Origin of the sequence: Actinoplanes sp. NPDC051494, from assembly GCF_044454705.1 — a bacterium.
GTDB lineage: Bacteria > Actinomycetota > Actinomycetes > Mycobacteriales > Micromonosporaceae > Actinoplanes.
The window spans coordinates 980,486-997,765 of the sequence record NZ_JBITDZ010000001.1 but is presented as its reverse complement, the minus strand read 5'-3'; the positions used below and the strand labels follow the sequence as shown (position 1 = coordinate 997,765).

The 17,280-nt window shown below is 70.4% G+C and carries 17 protein-coding genes; 8 read left to right on the top strand and 9 right to left on the bottom strand.

Annotated features, from left to right (window positions below):
- Nucleotides 1–45: 45 nt before the first annotated feature.
- A complete protein-coding gene (locus tag ACIA6A_RS04640; protein WP_396096001.1) occupies nucleotides 46–480 on the top strand; it encodes a hypothetical protein in 435 nt (144 codons plus the stop codon).
- 20 nt (nucleotides 481–500) lie between these two features.
- Here ACIA6A_RS04640 and ACIA6A_RS04635 read toward each other — a convergent pair whose 3' ends face one another.
- Nucleotides 501–2,030, bottom strand: coding sequence for a metallophosphoesterase (locus ACIA6A_RS04635; protein ID WP_396096000.1), 1,530 nt, complete (start codon nucleotides 2,028–2,030; stop codon nucleotides 501–503).
- Nucleotides 2,031–2,080: 50 nt separating this feature from the next.
- On the bottom strand, nucleotides 2,081–3,241 hold the full coding sequence (locus ACIA6A_RS04630) for a PQQ-dependent sugar dehydrogenase (protein WP_396095999.1): 1,161 nt from the start codon (nucleotides 3,239–3,241) through the stop codon (nucleotides 2,081–2,083).
- Between the two features lie 33 nt (nucleotides 3,242–3,274).
- Here ACIA6A_RS04630 and ACIA6A_RS04625 point away from each other — a divergent pair, with 33 nt between their 5' ends.
- Entirely contained in the window at nucleotides 3,275–4,201 is a 927-nt protein-coding gene (locus ACIA6A_RS04625; protein WP_396095998.1) for a 2-hydroxyacid dehydrogenase, read from the top strand.
- Here the strand turns inward: ACIA6A_RS04625 and ACIA6A_RS04620 are convergent.
- Complete coding sequence (locus tag ACIA6A_RS04620) at nucleotides 4,176–4,559, bottom strand: PH domain-containing protein (RefSeq protein WP_396095997.1); 384 nt, start codon at nucleotides 4,557–4,559, stop codon at nucleotides 4,176–4,178. The two genes, ACIA6A_RS04625 and ACIA6A_RS04620, sit on opposite strands and share 26 nt — an antisense overlap.
- Before the next feature lie 64 nt (nucleotides 4,560–4,623).
- Here ACIA6A_RS04620 and ACIA6A_RS04615 point away from each other — a divergent pair, with 64 nt between their 5' ends.
- The 4 genes from ACIA6A_RS04615 to ACIA6A_RS04600 all read left to right on the top strand — a co-directional run bounded on the left by ACIA6A_RS04615 (nucleotide 4,624) and on the right by ACIA6A_RS04600 (nucleotide 9,289).
- Nucleotides 4,624–5,697: a WD40/YVTN/BNR-like repeat-containing protein gene (locus ACIA6A_RS04615; RefSeq protein WP_396095996.1), complete on the top strand. Its 1,074-nt coding sequence runs from the start codon at nucleotides 4,624–4,626 to the stop codon at nucleotides 5,695–5,697.
- Nucleotides 5,697–5,975 (top strand): MoaD/ThiS family protein, encoded by a 279-nt coding sequence (locus ACIA6A_RS04610; RefSeq protein ID WP_396095995.1) that lies wholly within the window; start codon nucleotides 5,697–5,699, stop codon nucleotides 5,973–5,975. The genes ACIA6A_RS04615 and ACIA6A_RS04610 overlap by 1 nt, the downstream gene beginning before the upstream one ends.
- A gap of 103 nt (nucleotides 5,976–6,078) precedes the next feature.
- Nucleotides 6,079–8,718, top strand: a complete 2,640-nt coding sequence (locus ACIA6A_RS04605) for a putative bifunctional diguanylate cyclase/phosphodiesterase (protein WP_396095994.1) — start codon at nucleotides 6,079–6,081, stop codon at nucleotides 8,716–8,718.
- 130 nt (nucleotides 8,719–8,848) lie between these two features.
- Nucleotides 8,849–9,289, top strand: a complete 441-nt coding sequence (locus tag ACIA6A_RS04600; RefSeq protein WP_396095993.1) for a VOC family protein — start codon at nucleotides 8,849–8,851, stop codon at nucleotides 9,287–9,289.
- A gap of 24 nt (nucleotides 9,290–9,313) precedes the next feature.
- Here the strand turns inward: ACIA6A_RS04600 and ACIA6A_RS04595 are convergent, their stop codons facing one another.
- A complete protein-coding gene (locus ACIA6A_RS04595; RefSeq protein ID WP_396095992.1) occupies nucleotides 9,314–9,988 on the bottom strand; it encodes a hypothetical protein in 675 nt (224 codons plus the stop codon).
- Nucleotides 9,989–10,025: 37 nt separating this feature from the next.
- Nucleotides 10,026–10,493: a MarR family winged helix-turn-helix transcriptional regulator gene (locus ACIA6A_RS04590; RefSeq protein ID WP_396095991.1), complete on the bottom strand. Its 468-nt coding sequence runs from the start codon at nucleotides 10,491–10,493 to the stop codon at nucleotides 10,026–10,028.
- A gap of 62 nt (nucleotides 10,494–10,555) precedes the next feature.
- On the opposite strand from ACIA6A_RS04590, the gene ACIA6A_RS04585 reads away from it, so the two are divergent.
- Entirely contained in the window at nucleotides 10,556–10,930 is a 375-nt protein-coding gene (locus tag ACIA6A_RS04585; protein ID WP_396095990.1) for a DUF6069 family protein, read from the top strand.
- Nucleotides 10,931–10,992: 62 nt separating this feature from the next.
- The gene (locus tag ACIA6A_RS04580) at nucleotides 10,993–11,610 is read left to right on the top strand and encodes a class I SAM-dependent methyltransferase (protein WP_396095989.1); all 618 of its coding nucleotides are present in this window, start codon (nucleotides 10,993–10,995) and stop codon (nucleotides 11,608–11,610) included.
- On the opposite strand, the gene ACIA6A_RS04575 is transcribed toward ACIA6A_RS04580, so the two are convergent.
- The 4 genes from ACIA6A_RS04575 to ACIA6A_RS04560 all read right to left on the bottom strand — a co-directional run bounded on the left by ACIA6A_RS04575 (nucleotide 11,578) and on the right by ACIA6A_RS04560 (nucleotide 17,152).
- Entirely contained in the window at nucleotides 11,578–13,920 is a 2,343-nt protein-coding gene (locus ACIA6A_RS04575; protein ID WP_396095988.1) for a glycoside hydrolase family 2 protein, read from the bottom strand. The genes ACIA6A_RS04580 and ACIA6A_RS04575 overlap by 33 nt on opposite strands.
- Before the next feature lie 93 nt (nucleotides 13,921–14,013).
- A complete protein-coding gene (locus ACIA6A_RS04570) occupies nucleotides 14,014–14,871 on the bottom strand; it encodes a carbohydrate ABC transporter permease (protein ID WP_396095987.1) in 858 nt (285 codons plus the stop codon).
- Entirely contained in the window at nucleotides 14,868–15,869 is a 1,002-nt protein-coding gene (locus ACIA6A_RS04565) for a carbohydrate ABC transporter permease (RefSeq protein WP_396095986.1), read from the bottom strand. The genes ACIA6A_RS04570 and ACIA6A_RS04565 overlap by 4 nt, the downstream gene beginning before the upstream one ends.
- Nucleotides 15,869–17,152, bottom strand: a complete 1,284-nt coding sequence (locus ACIA6A_RS04560) for an extracellular solute-binding protein (protein WP_396095985.1) — start codon at nucleotides 17,150–17,152, stop codon at nucleotides 15,869–15,871. The genes ACIA6A_RS04565 and ACIA6A_RS04560 overlap by 1 nt, the downstream gene beginning before the upstream one ends.
- Between the last annotated feature and the right edge of the window lie 128 nt (nucleotides 17,153–17,280).

The following is a 17,280-nucleotide window of genomic DNA, read 5'->3' as shown; positions in this document are numbered from 1 at the left end:
TAGAGTCGCTGGCAAAGGCTTGTTCTGTGGCTTGATGGGGGTTCGATGCGGTCCGAATGGGGCGAACCTGACGCGGTGCTCGGCACCTATGTCGCGCAGATGGACCGGTTGATCGAGCCGGTGGATCCTGGGGTGCCGCTCAGCCTGACTGTGCACGGCCTGCTGGTCAGCGGCGAGCTCATTCCGCAGTGGCAGTGGTTTGCCGAGGTCAGCGAGATGAACAACCACGAGGACGCGTTCTACACCGGCATGGCCGAGCATGTGAAGGAACAGTCCGACCTCGCCCACTCTGCCGTCAAGCTCCGCGACACCGGCGGCGAGGTCACCCATCGGCAGTACACCGCGCTGATGGCTCCTACCCGGTACATCCATCTTCGTAATGCCCGGGTCCATTCGCCTGACAAGGTCGGCGATGAGAAGTGCCTGTGGCGTGGCCGGCTGATCGACATCTCGGGTTGGACGCCGGGCGACGCGGTCTGAGTGCGGCGGTCGTACCTATGTCATTGGGTCGGGGCCACCGATGGGCTGAGGACAGGTGATTCCGCGCCCACAACGTTGCGCTGTAGTTCGACGTTGGACTGGCCTGTGCCGCCGAGCTGGATGTCGTCGTAGGCCTTGAGGGACTGGTTCTCGTCGAAGTAGAGGACCGACATCTGCAGCGGGGTCGGTTCCTGCTTCTCGAGGCCGCGCAGTCCGGCGCCGCCGGTGGAGCCCTCGATCATCAAGGTGGTCTGCTGCGGGGCCGTGGTGGGGGCCGGGGAGGCGGACTGTGTTGTCTCCTCCGGGGCCGGCAGGACGCGTACCTCGCGCTTGTGGGTGTGGCCGGCGAGGACCAGGGGGACCGTTCCGGCCAGCGGCGGGGCCATCGCCGGGTCGTGGACCATGGCCACGCCGACCCGGGTGTCGGCGGCCTGGATGGTGGTGTTGAGCTGTTCGCCCGCTAGGACCAGCGGGCTCGCGGCCAGGTCGTCGGCGGCGGCGGCCGGGGTTTCGCTCTTGTCGGGAGTGAACTCGGGGTCGCCGATGCCCGCGATGGTGAGGCCCTTGACCGTGGTGATCGAGTTGTCCAGGACGACGGCGTTCTTCTGGCGGGCGACCGCCGCCTGGATGGCCGACGAGTCGTGGTTGCCGCGGACGTAGATGTACGGGATCCCGAGTGTGCCGATCGTGTTGACGAACGTGGTCTCCGCGCTGCTGCCCCAGTCGACGATGTCGCCGGTGTCGACGATCGCGTCGATGTCCCACTGCTTGACGATCGTCTTGATCACGCCCCAGGACGCGAGGTTCAGGTGCAGGTCGGAGACGTGCAGGATGCGGGTCGTGTTGCCGGCCGGCTGGACCGGGAGGCTGGAGACCGTGGTGTAGATGCGGCTGACGTTGCTGACGATCTGCGAGAGCTGGTCGGCGTAGCGGCCGTAGTTGTCGGCGATCCGGCGTGCGTCACCGACCACCGCCGGGGCGTTGACCAGCAGGCCCTCGTAGCGTGGCTCGCTGATGGAGTCGGGGCGGATGGTGCCGACGGCCAGGCCGAGGCTGCCACCGGTGACCACCAGGGCGATCGTGCCGGCCGCGGCGACCCGGCGGACCTTGCGGAAGATCAGCGCGGACAGGATCAGGGCGCAGACGATCGCCGCGCCGAGCGAGCGCAGGCCGAGCTGCAGCACTCCCTTGGTCACGTCGTCGACCGCGGACTGGCCGGCGGCGCTGATCGCGGTCGGGTCGTCGATCAGTGCCTCGGTGCGTTCCTGGTCGAGCGAGCCGAGGTCGACCTTGAGGTGGATCGGCCCGTCGTGGCTGTCGAGGTGCAGTGAGCCCAGCGGCGGGATGTCGATCTCGCTGCCGCCCTGGATCGACGGGGTGATCGACATGTCGGCGCGGAACGGCCCGACCGGGACCTCGGAGTGGGCCAGCAGCATCGTGCCGATCACCACGCCGGAGAGGCTCACCAGCAGCACGCCGGCCCACACCCCGAGGCGGTGGGTCCAGGGGTGCCTACGCAGCCGGCCGGCCCCGGTTCTCAACTTCGGCAAGATCGTCTTCATTGTTCGTGCTCACCTGCCCCCGCGCGCCGATCCTCAAACTAGCTTCGCCCGGCGCCGCCGCCGGAGAGGACGAGCCGGATGATCCGGTCGTCGTCCGGGGCGGGGTCGGCGCCCTCCTCCTGGTTGGAGGTGGACACCCACAGCGAGCCGTCCGGGGCCGCCACCACACCGCGCAGCCGGCCGTACTCCTTGGTGAGGAGTTCCTGCGGCCGGCCGAGCAGCGTGCCGTTGCCGGTCACGTTGACCATCCAGAGGCGCTGGCCGCCCAGGCACGCGGTGGCGATCATGCGTTCCAGCACGGCCACCCCGGAGCAGTATGAATCGGCGATGGGCCAGCTCACGAGCGGGTTGGTGAACTTGGGGTCGGAACCTTCGCCGTCGACGGTGGCCCAGCCGTAGTTCTTGCCCTTCTCGATCAGGTTCAGCTCACCGGTGGTCGGCTGGTCGGACTCGCTGGCATACATCCGCTTGCCGGAATCCCACGCGATGCCCTGCACGTTGCGGTGGCCCGAGGACCAGACCGCGGAGTTCCGGACCGGGTTGCCGGGGGCAGGCTTGCCGTCGGTGGTGATCCGCAGGATCTTGCCGCCGAGACTCTTGGGGTTCTGCGCCTGGGTGCCGTCGGTGGCGTCGCCGGTGGTGACGTAGAGCTGGCCGTCCGGCCCGAACGCGAGCTGGCCGCCGTTGTCGCCGGCCGATTTCGGGATGCCGGTCAGGATCGGCTGCGGTCTGCCCTCGAGCGTGAGCTTCGCGACCCGGTTGTCCCTGGCCGTCGTGTAATACACGAAGACGGTCTTGTCCGTGGCGTACTTCGGGGAGACCGCGATGCCCAGCAGGCCACCGTCACCGCCCGCGGTGACCTCGGAGAGCCGCTGCACCTCGGTGACGGTCAAACCGTCGGCGCCGGATTCCGGCCCGACCCGCAGGATGCGCGCGGTGTCCCGCTCGGTGACCAGGGCCGCGCCGTCGGGCAGGAACGCCATGCCCCACGGCACCTCCAGGCCCTTGGCGAGCACGGTGACCGCGACCTCCTGCTCCTCCGCCTCGTTGCCCGCCGAGGACGAGACCGAGGGGGCCGGCAGGTTGGGCGGCTCACCGGCGACGTCCGGCTCGGGCGGCCCGAAGCTGCAGGCGGCGGTCAGGAACAGCACGGCACCGAGGGTCACGGCGCGGTGCGCGATCTTGGCCTCCTTGTTCACCCGACCAGCGTAGCCCGGACTACTTTGGGACCCGTGAAGGTGTGGATCGCGCACGAAACTGGCCAAGGGCTGCTCGGCGAGCTGCCTCCCGGCGTCACGGTCGAGGTCTGCGAGGACGCCGCCACCTGGCCGTCCGACCCGGCCCAGGTCGACGTCTGGGTGCCGCCGTTCCTGTCCACCGTGCGGGCCGCCGACCAGCTGCCGAAACTCGGCGGTCTCAAGGTGATCCAGCTGCTCTCCGCGGGGGCGGACGCGTGGGTCGGCCGGGTGCCGCCCGAGGTCCAGCTCTGCGACGCGCGCGGGGTGCACGACAAACCCGTGGCCGAGTGGGTGGTCGGGGGAGCGATCGCGGCACTGCGGCAGTTCCCCGCTTTCGTACGCGCCCAGCAGCGCGAGGACTGGTCGACCAGAGCCCACACGCCGACTCCGGAGCTGACCGGCAAGCGGGTGCTGATCGTGGGTGCGGGGTCGATCGGCCGGGCGGTCGAGGAGCACCTGGCGCCGTTCGGGGTGTCGATCACCCGGGTGGCCCGCACCGCGCGGCCGGACGAGGGTGTGCACGGGGTCGGTGAGCTGCCCGAGCTGCTGCCGCGGGCCGAGGTCGTGGTGCTGCTCGTGCCGCTGACCGAGCAGACCCGGGGCCTGGTCGACGCCGGTTTCCTGGCCGCCATGCCGGATGGCGCCCTGCTCGTGAACGCCGCGCGGGGCCCCGTCGCGGACACCGCGGCGCTGCTCACGGAGCTCGCCGGCGGCCGGCTCTCCGCGGTGCTCGACGTCACCGACCCGGAGCCGCTGCCCGCCGGTCACCCGCTGTGGCAGCTGCCGAACGTGCTGATCACCCCGCACACCGCGGGCTCGGTCGTCGGGCTGCTGCCGCGCGCCTACGGCCTGGTCGGCGACCAGGTACGCCGGCTCGCGGCCGGTGAGCCGCTGATCAATCGGGTTGCTGAGGGTTACTGAGCTGCTGGCCTCCGGCGGCCAGCACGGCGGGCAGGTTCTCCTTGTTGACCGCGGTCAACGGGAGCACCCGGCCGTCGGTGAGCAGTGCGGAGATCCGGTTGCGGGGGTCCGGGGCCAGCTCGGCGACCTCGGACCACGCGACGCTGCTGCTGCCGAACAGGGCCCGTACCTTGAGGCCCTCGGCGGTGACGTCGGTGCCGGCCCGCCAGGACCACACCAGGACCGCGAACGGGATCAGCAGCAGCGGGGCCAGCTGCCATTTCGCACCGGCGAACGGGGTCGCCCCGACCAGTGCGATGAAGGCGGCGAGGACGAGGGCGCCGGACCGGCGGACGCGAAGGACGGGCTGACGACTCACGGACCCCATCATCCCATCGGGTAACAGCCGCTTTTTGTCGGACCCCGGGCGGATACTCCAGGCCATGACCTCGATCCTCGCCATCGGCACCCAGAAGGGCCTGTTCCTGGCCACCAGCGACGACGACCGGCGGAGCTGGCGGCTCGGTTCCGCGCACTTCCCGGGCCATGCGATCTACTCGGTCGCGTTCGACACCCACGGCCCTTCACCCCGTGTGCTGGCCGGGGTGGACAGCTCCCATTTCGGCCCGTCCGTGGTCGTCAGCGACGACCTGGGCGCGACCTGGCAGGAGCCCGACCACGCGCCCCTGGCCTTTCCGCCGGACGCCGGGGTGGCGGTGGAGCGGGTCTGGCAGATCACCCCGGCCGGCCCGGTCGTCTACGCCGGCACCCAGCCCTCGGCGCTGTGGCGGTCCACCGACGGCGGCCTCACCTACGAGCTGGTCCGCGGCCTGTGGGACCACCCGCACCGGCCGGAATGGGACGCCGGCTACGGCGGGCAGGCGGTGCACACGATCCTCCCGCACCCCACCGACGAGCAGCGCATGCTCGTCGCCATGTCCACCGGCGGCGTCTACCGCACGTCCGACGGCGGCGAGACGTGGTCGCCGGCCAACCGCGGCATCAAGGCCTACTTCGTCCCCGACCCGTGGCCCGAGTTCGGTCAGTGCGTGCACAAGGTCGCCCGGGACGCCGCCGACCCGGACAGCTACTACGCGCAGAACCACCACGGGGTCTACCGCACCACCGACGGCGGGGACACCTGGGAGTCCATCGCCGGCACCCTGCCCACCGACTTCGGGTTCACGATGGTGGCGCACCCCGCCCGAGGTGGCACCATCTGGAATTTCCCGCTGGTCAGCGACGGTCAGCGACAGCCGGTCGACCTGCGGTGCCGGGTGTTCCGGTCCACCGACGCGGGGGACACCTGGCAGCCGCAGGACCAGGGACTGCCCGGCGACGACTACTACCCGGTGGTGCTGCGTGACGCCATGTGCACCGACAACGGCACCCCGGCCGGGGTCTATTTCGGCAGCCGGGCCGGCGAGGTCTATGCCAGCCGCGACGAGGGCGAGAGCTGGTCCACGGTGGTCTCGCACCTGCCCGACGTGCTGTGCGTGCGGGCGGTGACGCTCTGATGCCCACCGTGCTGGTCCCCGGGGTGCTGCGCACCGAGGCGGGCGGCGAGTCGCACCTGCACGTGGACGCGGACGGATCGCTGCGAGCCGTCCTGGACGAGATCGGGCAGCGCTGGCCGCGGCTCGAACGCCGGATCCGGGACGAGAGCGGGGCGCTGCGCCGTTACGTCAACGTCTATGTCGACGGGGAGGACTGCCGTCGTTCGGGCGGCCTGGCCACCCCGGTCCCGCCGGCGGCGGAGATCCAGGTCCTGCCGTCGGTGGCCGGCGGTCTGTAGCAGACCGTCCGGTGGTGCGAAGCCGGTCCGGACACACGTAACCTGTCCGAGGGACGCTCGTTACCCGCTGTGGACACCCCCCTCTGCAAAGGATCCGTTCGACGTGGCAGTGCCGCCCCTCGCGCGCCCGACCACCCGGGTCACCACCCGGGTGGCGTTCCTGCTCGCCCCGGCAGCGGCCGTCCTGATCCTGATCGCCGGGATCGCCGGCCGACTGCCCGCCCGTACGTCGCTCGCCGCCGGTGTCGCGGTGGCCGCGGTCTTCGCCGCCGCGGTGCTCTGGCGGGCCGCGCTCGCCGTCCACCACGAGGAACGCGCGTTCGCCGCCTGCCGCGGGGCCGGCCTGATCGGGATGGCCGGCATCGCCGCGGCCGCGACCTGTGCTGTGCTCGCCGTTGGTCCGCCCGGCACCGGCCCGCTCGCGGCGCTCGGCGTCGCCACGACGGCCGCCTTCTACGTTTTCGGCGCGATGCTGCTGCCCGGCGCGGCCACCTCGCTCGCGGTCCGGCTCCGCCGCGTGTTCGACGGTCTGGGCCTCGGTGTCAGCCTCGGCTTCGCGGCGTACCTGCTGACCCCGATGCCCGACACCCCGCTGTGGGCGCTGGCCTGCACGCTCTGCGCCGCCACCGGCATCTCGATCGTCACCGTGATCGTGCTGCGCGCCCGGCTGCACCGCCGCGCGGCCCTGCGCTGCGGGCTCGGTGCGGTCACGCTCATGACCGCGCTGAGCACGGCCGGCAACTTCGTGCTCTCCGGCATCGACGGCTGGGCGGTGCCGCTCGTGGGCGTGGCCATCGTGATCGGCCTGACGCTGACCGCCGAGGGCGGCTCCCGCCGGCACCTGCCCGAGCGGATCGACGTCAAGGAACGCGACCAGTATCTCTCCGGCTACCCCCTGCTCGCCGTCCCGGCCGGTGTCGGCGTGGTGGCGGCGCTGTTCCACCTGTTCACCGTCGGCACGTTCGACCGGGCCGGGATCGTCCTCGGCATCTCGATGGTCGCGGTGCTGACCATGCGCGAGCTGCTCGTGGTCAGCGACATCCGGCGCTACACCGGGCAGCTCAGCGTCAAGGAGGCACACTTCCGGTCGCTGGTCGCCGGGGCCACCGACCTGACCCTGGTGCTCGACGACCGGCTCACGGTCCGCTGGCAGTCACCGGCCGCGGCCCGGCTGTTCAGTCTCGCCGACGCCGACGTGATCGGCCGCCCGTTCCTCACCCTGCTCCACCCCGACGATGTCGCCGACGCCCACGCCGGCATCGAGGCGCTGCTGGCCGGCGAGCATGACGACGGCCCGCCGGCGCTGCTCAACGCCCGGCTGCGCGACGGTCACGGCCGGTGGCGCGACACCGAGTCCACGGTGGCCGACCAGCGCGCCGTCCCCGAGGTCGCCGCGCTCGTCGTGCACGTCCGCGACGTGGGCGAACGCCGCCACCTCGAACGCACCCTGCACAAGCTGTCCTACACCGACCAGCTCACCGGCCTGGCCAACCGCCGTGCGCTGATGCGTGACCTGCTGGAGTTCCGCCGCCGGGCCGGGAGCCCGGGCACGCTGCTCGTCATCGACCTGCACGGCCTCGCCGAGATCAACGACGCCCGGGGCCGCGGGACCGGCGACGCGGTCCTCATCGAGGTGGCCCGCCGCATCCGCACCCTCGCCGGCCGCGACGACGTCCCGGCCCGCCTCGGCGGCGACGAGTTCGCGGTGCTCACCTCCGAGGGCGCGGTCCTCGCCTACGCCCTGGCCACCCGCATCGTCACCGCGCTGGTCGAGCCCTACCAACTGCCCGGCGCGATCGTCGAGCTGCACACCAGCATCGGCCTGGCCGAACTCTCCGGCGGCAAGGACTCCGACGAGGTGCTGCGCCACGCCGACCTGGCCCGCAGCCGCTCCCGCCAGCTCGGCCAGGACCGCGTCGAGTGGTACGACACCGACGTCGAGATCCAGCTCCACCGCCGGATGGACCTCGAACGCGAACTCCTCGGTGCGGCCGACCGCGGCGAACTCGACCTGCTCTTCCAGCCGGTCGTCTCCCTGCGCGCCAGCGACAGCGACAGCCGCCGGCCGGTCGGCGTCGAGGCCCTCCTGCGCTGGCGCCATCCCAGACTCGGCACGATCCTCCCGGCCGAGCTGCTGCCCATCGCCCGGGCCGTGGGCTGCGCCGCCGAACTCGACGAATGGGTCCTCGACGCGGCATGCCGCCACCTCGCCGGCTGGTCGGTGGGCGGCGACGACTTCTGGCTCTCCATCAACATCGCCCCCCGCGAGCTGCTCACCGCCCGCTTCCCCGATCACGTGGCGGAGATCCTCGACCGGCACGGCATCACCCCGGAACGCCTCATCGTCGAGGTCCAGGAGACCTGGGTCGCCGAGGACGTCCCCGCGATCGTCGCGGCCCTCGCGGGTCTGCGAAAACTGGGCGTCCGGGCCGCCCTCGACGATTTCGGTGCGGGCCAGGCGTCCCTCGCCCACCTCCGCCGCCTCCCGGTGGACATGCTCAAACTCGACCAGACCCTGGTCAACCAGCCGGCCCCGCAATCCACCACCCCCGCGATCATCGACGTCGTGGTCAGCCTCGGCCGCCGCCTCGGCCTGCAGATAGTCGCCAAGGGCCTCGAATCCCAGGACCAGATCGACCGCGCCCGCCAGGCCGGCTGCCACTTCGGCCAAGGCTTCGCCCTCGGCCGCCCCGCCCCCGCCGAGCGCACCGAGGCCTACCTGGAAACCCACCGCATTTCATAGGTACGACCGGCGGGGCACCCCAAAAACGGCGGGCGGGCGTCCCCTCCCCCGGATGCCCTGCCGTCCCCACCCGGGGGAGCGGCCGCCGGGCACACCCGGTGGTCCGGCACGGAAGACAGGAGCACTGTCCATGTCCTACATCCGGCGCTTCGACCATGTCGGCATCACGGTCGCGGATCTCGACGGCGTGACCGCCTTCTTCGTGGGACTCGGGCTGGAGGTCGAGGGCCGGACGTTCGTCGAGGGCGAGTTCCTGGACACGGTCTGCGGCATTCCCGGCTCCCGTACCGAGATCGTCATGCTGAAGTCGCCGGACGGCGGCGCCCGCCTGGAGCTCGCGAGGTTCGTGCGGCCGGATTCCGTACCCGGCTCGCCGGCCGCCATGGCCAACGAGCTGGGTCTGCGCACCGTGTCCTTCGAGGTCGGCGATCTGCGGGCCGCGGTCGGCTGGGCGGCGAGCGACGGCTACGGGCTGGTCGGTGGCATCGGCGAATACGAGGGCGCGTGGCGGATGGCCTACGTCCGGGGCCCGGAAGGAATCGTCGTCTCGCTGGCCGAGCGCCTCGGCTGAGCAAGCGCCCGAGCAACACCCGCCTCAGTCGGGCAGGCGGAGCCCGAAGCCGTACACGGGGTACACCGCCGCGCAGGTGAGGGTGAGCGCCACCGAGAGCGCGACGGTGCCCGCGGCCACCCGCCGGCCGGCGCGGGTCGGCAGGGTTCCGGCCGCGATGATGCCGCTTCCCCAGGGCAGTGACCACCACAGGGCGAACTGCCCGGCCGCTGTCAGGCTGGGGTGGCTGACCAGCAGACACAGCAGCATCGGCAGCGCCACCGCGACCGTGCTGCCGGTGAGGATGCTCCCGGGGTATGCCATCAGGTCGTCGTGCCGCCGGGGTCCGGAGAGGTACAGCACCAGGCTGACCGCGACCACCCCTACCGCGATCACCAGCATCGCGGCCGCCAGCCGTGATCCGGCCGCCCCGCGTTCCGGGCTCGAACCGTTGGCGCCGGCGACGTTGAGCCAATCCCGGGACGCCACCGCGGCGATGCCGGCCACCTGGGAACCGACGAGTGCGCAGATCACCGCGGCCTCGCGGGCGACCGACGGGCGGCACACGACGGTGACGGCGGCCCCGGCCAGCAGCGCGATCAGGGGCAGCGCCGTCAACGGGTACACCGTGTGCACGCCGTGGTCCCGGGCGTAGTCGGATCGGCTGGCCGGTTCCGCGATCACCGCGGCGACCGCCGCGGTCAAGGCGACGACGGCCACTCCGGCGCTCCGGGCACGTATGGGGTTCACACCACGATCAACGACCTTGCGGTTGTTCGGCGTCGCAGGCGGTGGTGGGGGTGCCGGGCAGGCCGAGCCGGGTCAGGGCGTCGCGCAGGGCCCGCTGGTCGGCCGGGGACAGGGCATCGAAGATCGGTGTCTCGGCCGTCTCGACGGTGTGCAGGATGTCGTCGAGGCGGTGCAGGCCGTCGGGGGACAGGACCACGATGTGGCGGCGGCGGTCCCTGGTGTCGCGGACCCGTTGGATCAGGCCTTTGCCCTCCAGGTCGTTGAGCAGGCCGACGAGGATGCTCGGGTCCACGCCCAGGATGTCGAGGAGCTGCTGCTGGGTGGTGGACCGCTGCTGGGCGAGCACCTGCAGCAGCTCCACCTGCCGTGGTTTGAGCCCGGACGCCTCGAACGCGGGTCGCATCCGCCCGGCGACCTGCTGGGCGGTCGCCATCAGCAGCATGCTCAGACTTTTCCACTCCGGCGTCCCGTCCATACCGAGGATCCTAGCCAACGTCAATCGTTGATATTTGTCAACGATCTATTACTATCAACGACATGGTCATAGTGAAGCAGGCGCTCATCCTTCTCGCGGGGCTGATCGGGGCCGGGCTCGGTAACGCCCTCGTCGCTCTGGTCGCGGGACCTCCCGGGGACTTCCCGCCGCTCCGGCCCGGCGCCTACCTGTTCTTCACGGCCGTCGGTTACCTGGCCGGCGTCGCGGGCTGGGCGCTGATCCGGGCCAGGGCGAGCGATCCCGCGAGAACGTTGCGCCGGCTCGTACCCATCGTGGTTGTTGCATCGCTGCTGCCGAACGTCGCTTTGCTGTTCACCGGCACCGACGTCGGAGCGGTCGTCGCGCTGATGGTCATGCACGTCGTGGTGGCCGTGTTCGCCGTCCCGGCCTGTGCCCGGGCTTTGCCACTGGCCTGAACTGATTTGCCGGACCGGCACGTTTTCTGGGCGGCCCGGCGATGATGGGCGATGGTGGAGCCATGACAGCGGAATCAGCGGAGTGGGACGCCCGGTATGCGGGCGCCGAGCAGGTCTGGAGCGGGCAGCCGAACACCGCGTTGGTGGCTGAGGTGGCCGGCCTCGCGCCGGGCCGGGTGCTGGACATCGGGTGCGGCGAGGGCGCGGACGCGGTGTGGCTGGCCCGGCGCGGCTGGGACGTGACCGCGCTGGACGTGTCCCAGGTGGCGCTGGACCGGGCCCGGCGGCACGCGGACGACGCCGGGGTCGAGGTGCGATGGCTGCACAGCACGCTGACCGCGGCACCGCTCGAGGCCGGCTCGTTCGACCTGGTCATCGCCATGTATCCGGCGCTGTTCAAGACTCCGGCCGACGAGGCCGAGCACGTGCTGATCGACGCGGTCAAGCCCGGTGGGGTGTTGCTCGTCGTCCACCACGCCGACGTCGACTCCGAGAAGGCCAAGGAGCACGGGTTCGACCCGGCCGACTATGTCAGCCCGGCCGACGTCGCGGCGCTGCTGACCTCCGGCTGGAAGACCGAGGTCAACGAGCGGCGGCCCCGGGACACCGCGACCGGCGCCGGGGCACACCACACGCACGACGTGGTGCTACGTGCCGGAAAGGTCGTTGACGCAGCGTAGGACCGGCCGGGTGGTCAGCGCCGTGGGGTCGAGCGGCCCGGCACCGAGCACCCGGAACGTCGTCGACTCGCCGGGCAGCAGCGTCACCCCGGCCTCGTCGGCCCAGGCCGCCGGATCGAGGCGGTCGGGGTGCAGGGTCAGGTCCCGCAGCGCGGTCCCGGCCGTCACCGTGACCGCGTCGCCGTCCACGGTGGCCGTGAACCGGGCCGGTGGCCAGGCGAGATCCTTGTCCTCGGCCCAGAACCACCAGGCCCGCTGATCATCGGCCTCGGCGAGCAGGAGCTCGGCCGCCGGGTCGGCCGGAGTGCCGATCGCGGTGGGGATCGGCACCGTCGTGGCCGAGCCGGGCGCGACGGTCACGCCGACCGTCGAGGACGACAGCACGACCCCCTCGAGGGTACGACGGGAGAGCGCCACGTCGAGCGCCCAGGATTCCCCCGAGTCGTTGACCGCGACCAGGGCCGGCACCCCGTCCCGCGGCTGCACGGTGAGCAGTCGCGGGGCGAACGAGCGGCGCAGGGCGTACCAGAGCGGTTTGCGATGCCCGTCGCCGTCGACGGCGGCCCAGGAGGTGACCGGCCAGCAGTCGTTGAGCTGCCACATGATCGCGCCCATGCAGTGCGGCCGCAGCGACCGGAAGTGCTCGATGCCCAGGCTCAGCGCGCGGGCCTGGTTGAGCTGGGTCAGGTAGTGCCAGTCGTCGAAGTCACGCGGCGCGGGCAGGTGCGCGTCCAGCCCACGCTGCAACTTCTTGTCACCGTCGGTCGCCTTCTGGTGCGCCCGCATCCCGGGGGAGTCGGACGCGAGAGGCTCGTCGGACAGCGCCCGGCGCAGCGTCGAGAACGTGGGCGGGGCCTGGTATCCGAACTCCGCCACGAACCGGGGCCGGTACTCGCGGTACTTCGGGTAGTCGTCGGTGTTCCACACGTCCCAGATGTGCATGGTGCCGTATGCAGGATCGTTGGGGTGTCTGTCGTCGCGGCCGGACCACGGGCTGCCGGGCCAGTAGAAAGCGCCCGGGTCCTCCTCGGCCACGATGGCCGGGAGCAGGTCGAAGTAGAAGCCCGCGCCCCAGCTCCGGTCGCCGAGATCGGGGATCCAGTCCCAGTCGGCGTGGCCCCAGATGTTCTCGTTGTTGCCGGTCCACATCATCAGGCTCGGGTGCGCCGCCAGCCGGACCACGTTCTCCCGGGCCTCGGCGGCGACCTCGGTGGCGAACGGCTCCTCCTCCGGGTACGCCGCGCAGGCGAAGAGGAAGTCCTGTCCCACCATCAGCCCGAGCTCGTCGGCGAGGTCGTAGAACTCCGAGGACTCGTACCGGCCGCCGCCCCAGACCCGCAGGTAGTTGACGTTCGCGTCGAGGGCCTGCCGGAACCGGGCGTGCAGCCGGTCGCGGGTGATCCGGTCGGCGAACACGTCGTCGGGGATCCAGTTGACGCCGCGGACGAACACCGGGACGTCGTTGACATGCAGGGTGAACGCGCCGTCGGCGGTGTCCACCCGGACGGTCCGGAAGCCGGCCCGCCCGGTCCAGTCGTCCAGGGTCTGTTCGGGAAGTGAGGTCGAGGCGAGGCGGACCGACACGTCGTAGAGCGGCTGGTCGCCGTAGCCGGCCGGCCACCACAGCTCGGGGTCGTCGACCGTCACGGTGAGCACCGCCTCGTCGCCGGTCAGCGTCACCGTGGACGTCGAGCCGGCCACCGTAGCGGACACTTCGAGCGGGCCGGGGGCGGCACGCTCGACCCGTACGCGAAGCTCGATCTTGCCTTGCCCATCGGTGACCGTGGTCTGCGGCCGGACCGAGGCGATCCGCGCGGTCCGCCAGGTCTGCAGGCCGATGGGCTGCCAGATCCCGGCCGTGACCAGCGTCGGCCCCCAGTCCCAGCCGAAGTTGCAGGCGGTCTTGCGGATGAAGTTGAACGGCTCCGGGTACGCGTTCGGCCGGTCCCCGAGCCTCTTCTGCTGGGCCTCCGCATACGAGTACGCGGAGTCGAACCGCACCCGCAGCTCGTTGTCGCCGTCGCGCAGCGCCGCCCGGGCGTCGAACCGGTAGCCCCGGTGCTGGTTGTACGTCCGGCCGAGCTCGACACCGTTGAGCAGAACCGTTGCCACGGTGTCGAGCCCGGCGCAGACCAGGTCGGCGCGATCGTCGTCGAGCGAGTGGGTGAACGTGGTGGCGTACTCCCAGTCGGTGCGCCCGATCCAGGCGACCGCGGTCTCGTTCCCGTCCAGATACGGATCGTCGATGATCCCCGCGGCGAGCAGATCGGTGTGCACACAACCGGGAACGGTCGCGGCGATGTCCTTCAATCGAGCTCCGGACAGTGTCCAACCTTCGTGCAGAGATCTCACGACGCTCCGTTCCCATCCGCGGCGGAAAACCGAAATATCAAACCGTCAGGATCAACTCTTGACGGCCCCTTCCATGATCCCCCGGACGATCTGCCGCCCGCCCACCAACAGCAGGACCAGCAGCGGCACGGTGGCCACGAACGCGCCGGCCAGCACCCGGCGGTAGATGACGTAGTTGCCGCTGGCCAGGTCGGACAGCGCCACCATCGAGGTGGGGAATTCCGTGCCGTTGAGCGTGATCAGCGGCCATTGGAACTCGTTCCAGGTCGCCACGAACGTCAGCAGGCCCAGCACCGCGAGCGCCGGGCGGATCGCCGGCACCACGATGCTCCAGTAGACGCGCAGGGTCAGCGCGCCGTCCATCCGGGCCGACTCGACCAGTTCGTCGGGCACGGCGTGGGTGATGAACTGCCGCATGTAGAACACCCCGAACGCGCTGACCAGGCTCGGCGCGATGACCGCGAGCAAGGTGCCGTTCCAGCCGAGCTTGCCCATCAGGATGTACAGCGCGACGACGCCGAGCTGGTTGGGCACGGTCAGGGTCAGGATCACCACGATCATCAGCTTGTCGCGGCCCGGGAAGCGCAGCTTGGCGAACGCGAACCCGGCCAGCGAGCAGAAGAACAGCGTGGACGCGGTGACCACCCCGGCCACGATGACGCTGTTGATCAGCGACGCGGTGAAGTAGACGTCCTGCATCGTGAAGACCTCACGCAGGTTCGTCAGCAGCTGGTCGCCCGGGATCACCGACGGGGGGATCCGCGAGACGGCCTCGTCGGTGCTGGTCGCGATGACGAACATCCAGTACAGCGGGAACGCCGACAGGAACAGGGCGAGGAGCAGCAGCAGGTACGTCTGCCAGTTGCCGCGGGTGTCCTGCGGCGCGCGGCCCATCTCGGCGGGTCTCATCGGCCGCCACCTCCCAGCCGCCGGGTGATCAACGCGTTCAGGCCGGCGATGACGAGGATGATGAGGAACAGCGCCCACGACATCGCCGCCGCGTACCCGAGGTTCAGGTCCTTCCAGCCGACCTTGTAGATCAGCTGCGCGATGGTCTGCCACTGATGGTCGGATCCACCGGTCGCCGCCGCCGGGTTCTCCTCGAACAGCATCGGTTCGTTGAAGAGCTGCAGGCCGCCGATCGTCGACAGCACGACCGTGAAGATCACCACCGGCTGGATCATCGGGACGGTGATCTGCCACAGCTGCCTCCAGGGGCCGGCACCGTCCACCGCCGCCGCCTCGTAGACATCCTTCGGGATGGACTGCATCGCGGACAGGTAGATCAGCGCGTTGTAGCCGATCCACTTCCAGTTGACCATCGTGGCGACGGCGATCCACGAGCTCCACTTGTAGGCCCGCCAGTCGAGCGGGTCGCCGAGGTCCGTGAAGCCGGTCAGCGACAACAGCCAGTTGGCCATGCCGTTGTCCCGGGAGAAGAACACGGCGAAGACCAGGGTCGAGGCGGCAACCGGGGTCACGTACGGCAGTAGCACCCCGACCCGCCACCAGGTCGTCCCGCGCAGCCTGCGGTTCAGCAGGTTCGCCACCATGAGCGCGATGAGCAGCTGGGGGATGGTGGCGAGCAGGAAGATGCCGAACGTGTTGCCGAGCGCGTTCCAGAAGTCCGAGTCGTGCAGCAGCCGGTCGAAGTTCGCGAACCCGGCCCAGCCGTTGGCGGACGAGTCGTCGAGGCGCCACGTGCGCAGCGCGACGACCCCGTTGAACACGATCGGGAACAACCCGAAAACAGCGAAGAGCAGGAAGAACGGCGAGATCAGGACGTACGGCGCACGTTTGGTGTCGAAGCGGTAGAACCACAGTTTGCGGGGGCTCGGCGGTGGTGGTTCGTCGGGGGTGCCGCCGGCCAGGGTGCTGGCCGGCGGCGCGTCGAGGGTTCGATCCATCAGGACGTGGCAGCCTTCTGCGCGGCCTTGACCGCTTCCGGCCAGGCCTTCTCGGGTGCGAGCGAGCCCTGCTGGACCCGCGTGATCACGTTCTCCACCGCGACCCGGGTGGGCCCGTTCTTACGGCCGAGATACTGCGGCTTCAGGTTCTCGGCGGTGCTCGCGAAGATCTGCCCGGTGGGGGCGTTGCTCATGAATTCCTTCTTGTACCCGAGCACCGCGGGGTCCTTGTAGAGCGCGGGCTGCGACGGCAGGTTGCCGACGGTCTTGAAGACCTCGATCTGCTGCTCGGGCTGGACCATCCACTCGACGAACTTGTACGCCTCGTCGGCGTGCTTGGTCTGCTTCGGGATCGTCCACCAGGAGCCACCCCAGTTGCCGCCGCCGCCGGGGATCGTGGCGATGTCCCACTTGCCCTTCTGCTCCGGCGCGGTCTCCTGGATGTGGCCGAGCATCCACGCCGGGCAGGCCAGCACGGCGAACTGGTCCTTCTTGAATCCCTGGTCCCAGTTGGGCTGGAAGCTGGCGAGGTTGGCGGACAGGCCGGCCTCGATCGCCTTCATGCTGACGTCGAACGCGACCTTGGGGCCGCCCTCCATCTGCAGCTTGTCCTGCTCGTCGTAGAAGCCCTGCGGCTGCTGCGCGTTCACCGGGTTGAACATGTTGGTGCCGGAGTCGACGAACTTCTTGCCGGACTTGGCGACGTACGTCTTGCCGACGTCGATGAACGCGTCCCAGGTGGGCCACAGCGCCGAGACCTGGTCGCGGTCGGTGGGCAGGCCGGCCGCCTTGAACAGGTCGGTGCGGTAGCACATCGCGAGGCCGCCGACGTCGGTGCCGAGCCCGATCTGCTTGCCGTCCGGCGACGTCGACTGCTGCCACTTCCAGGGCAGGTACTTCGACTCGTAGGAGGCGGCACCCTCGTCGAGCAGGTTCACGAATTTGTCGGCCTGGCTGCGGAACTGGACGATGAAGCCCTCGTCGACCGCCGAGATGTCCGGGGCGCCGCTGCCGGCCACGAGCTTCTTCTGCAGGTCCTCGTGCTGTGCGTTGAATTCACCCGAGTTCAGCGCGATCTTGATGTTGGGGTGGTCCTTCTCGTACGTGGCCTTGAGCTTGTCCAGGCCCATGTCGCCCCAGAAGTTGACCTTCAGCGTGATCTGGTCGCCGGACGCGTTGTCCCCGCCGCCTTCCAGGCTCTGACCGCTGCAGCCCGTTATCGCCAAGGCGCCGGCGAGGCCGGCGCCGAGCAGCGCTTTGCCCCGCATGCCGAACCGTTTCATGACTACTCCACCTTCGTGTGTGCACTGAACTGAACCGGATAAGTCCTGGACCGTAATGCGGGTCACATCTAGTGTCAACAGCGTGTTACGTGTCGATGTCCGGCCGGTTTTTCTCCGTGTCTCAGCCC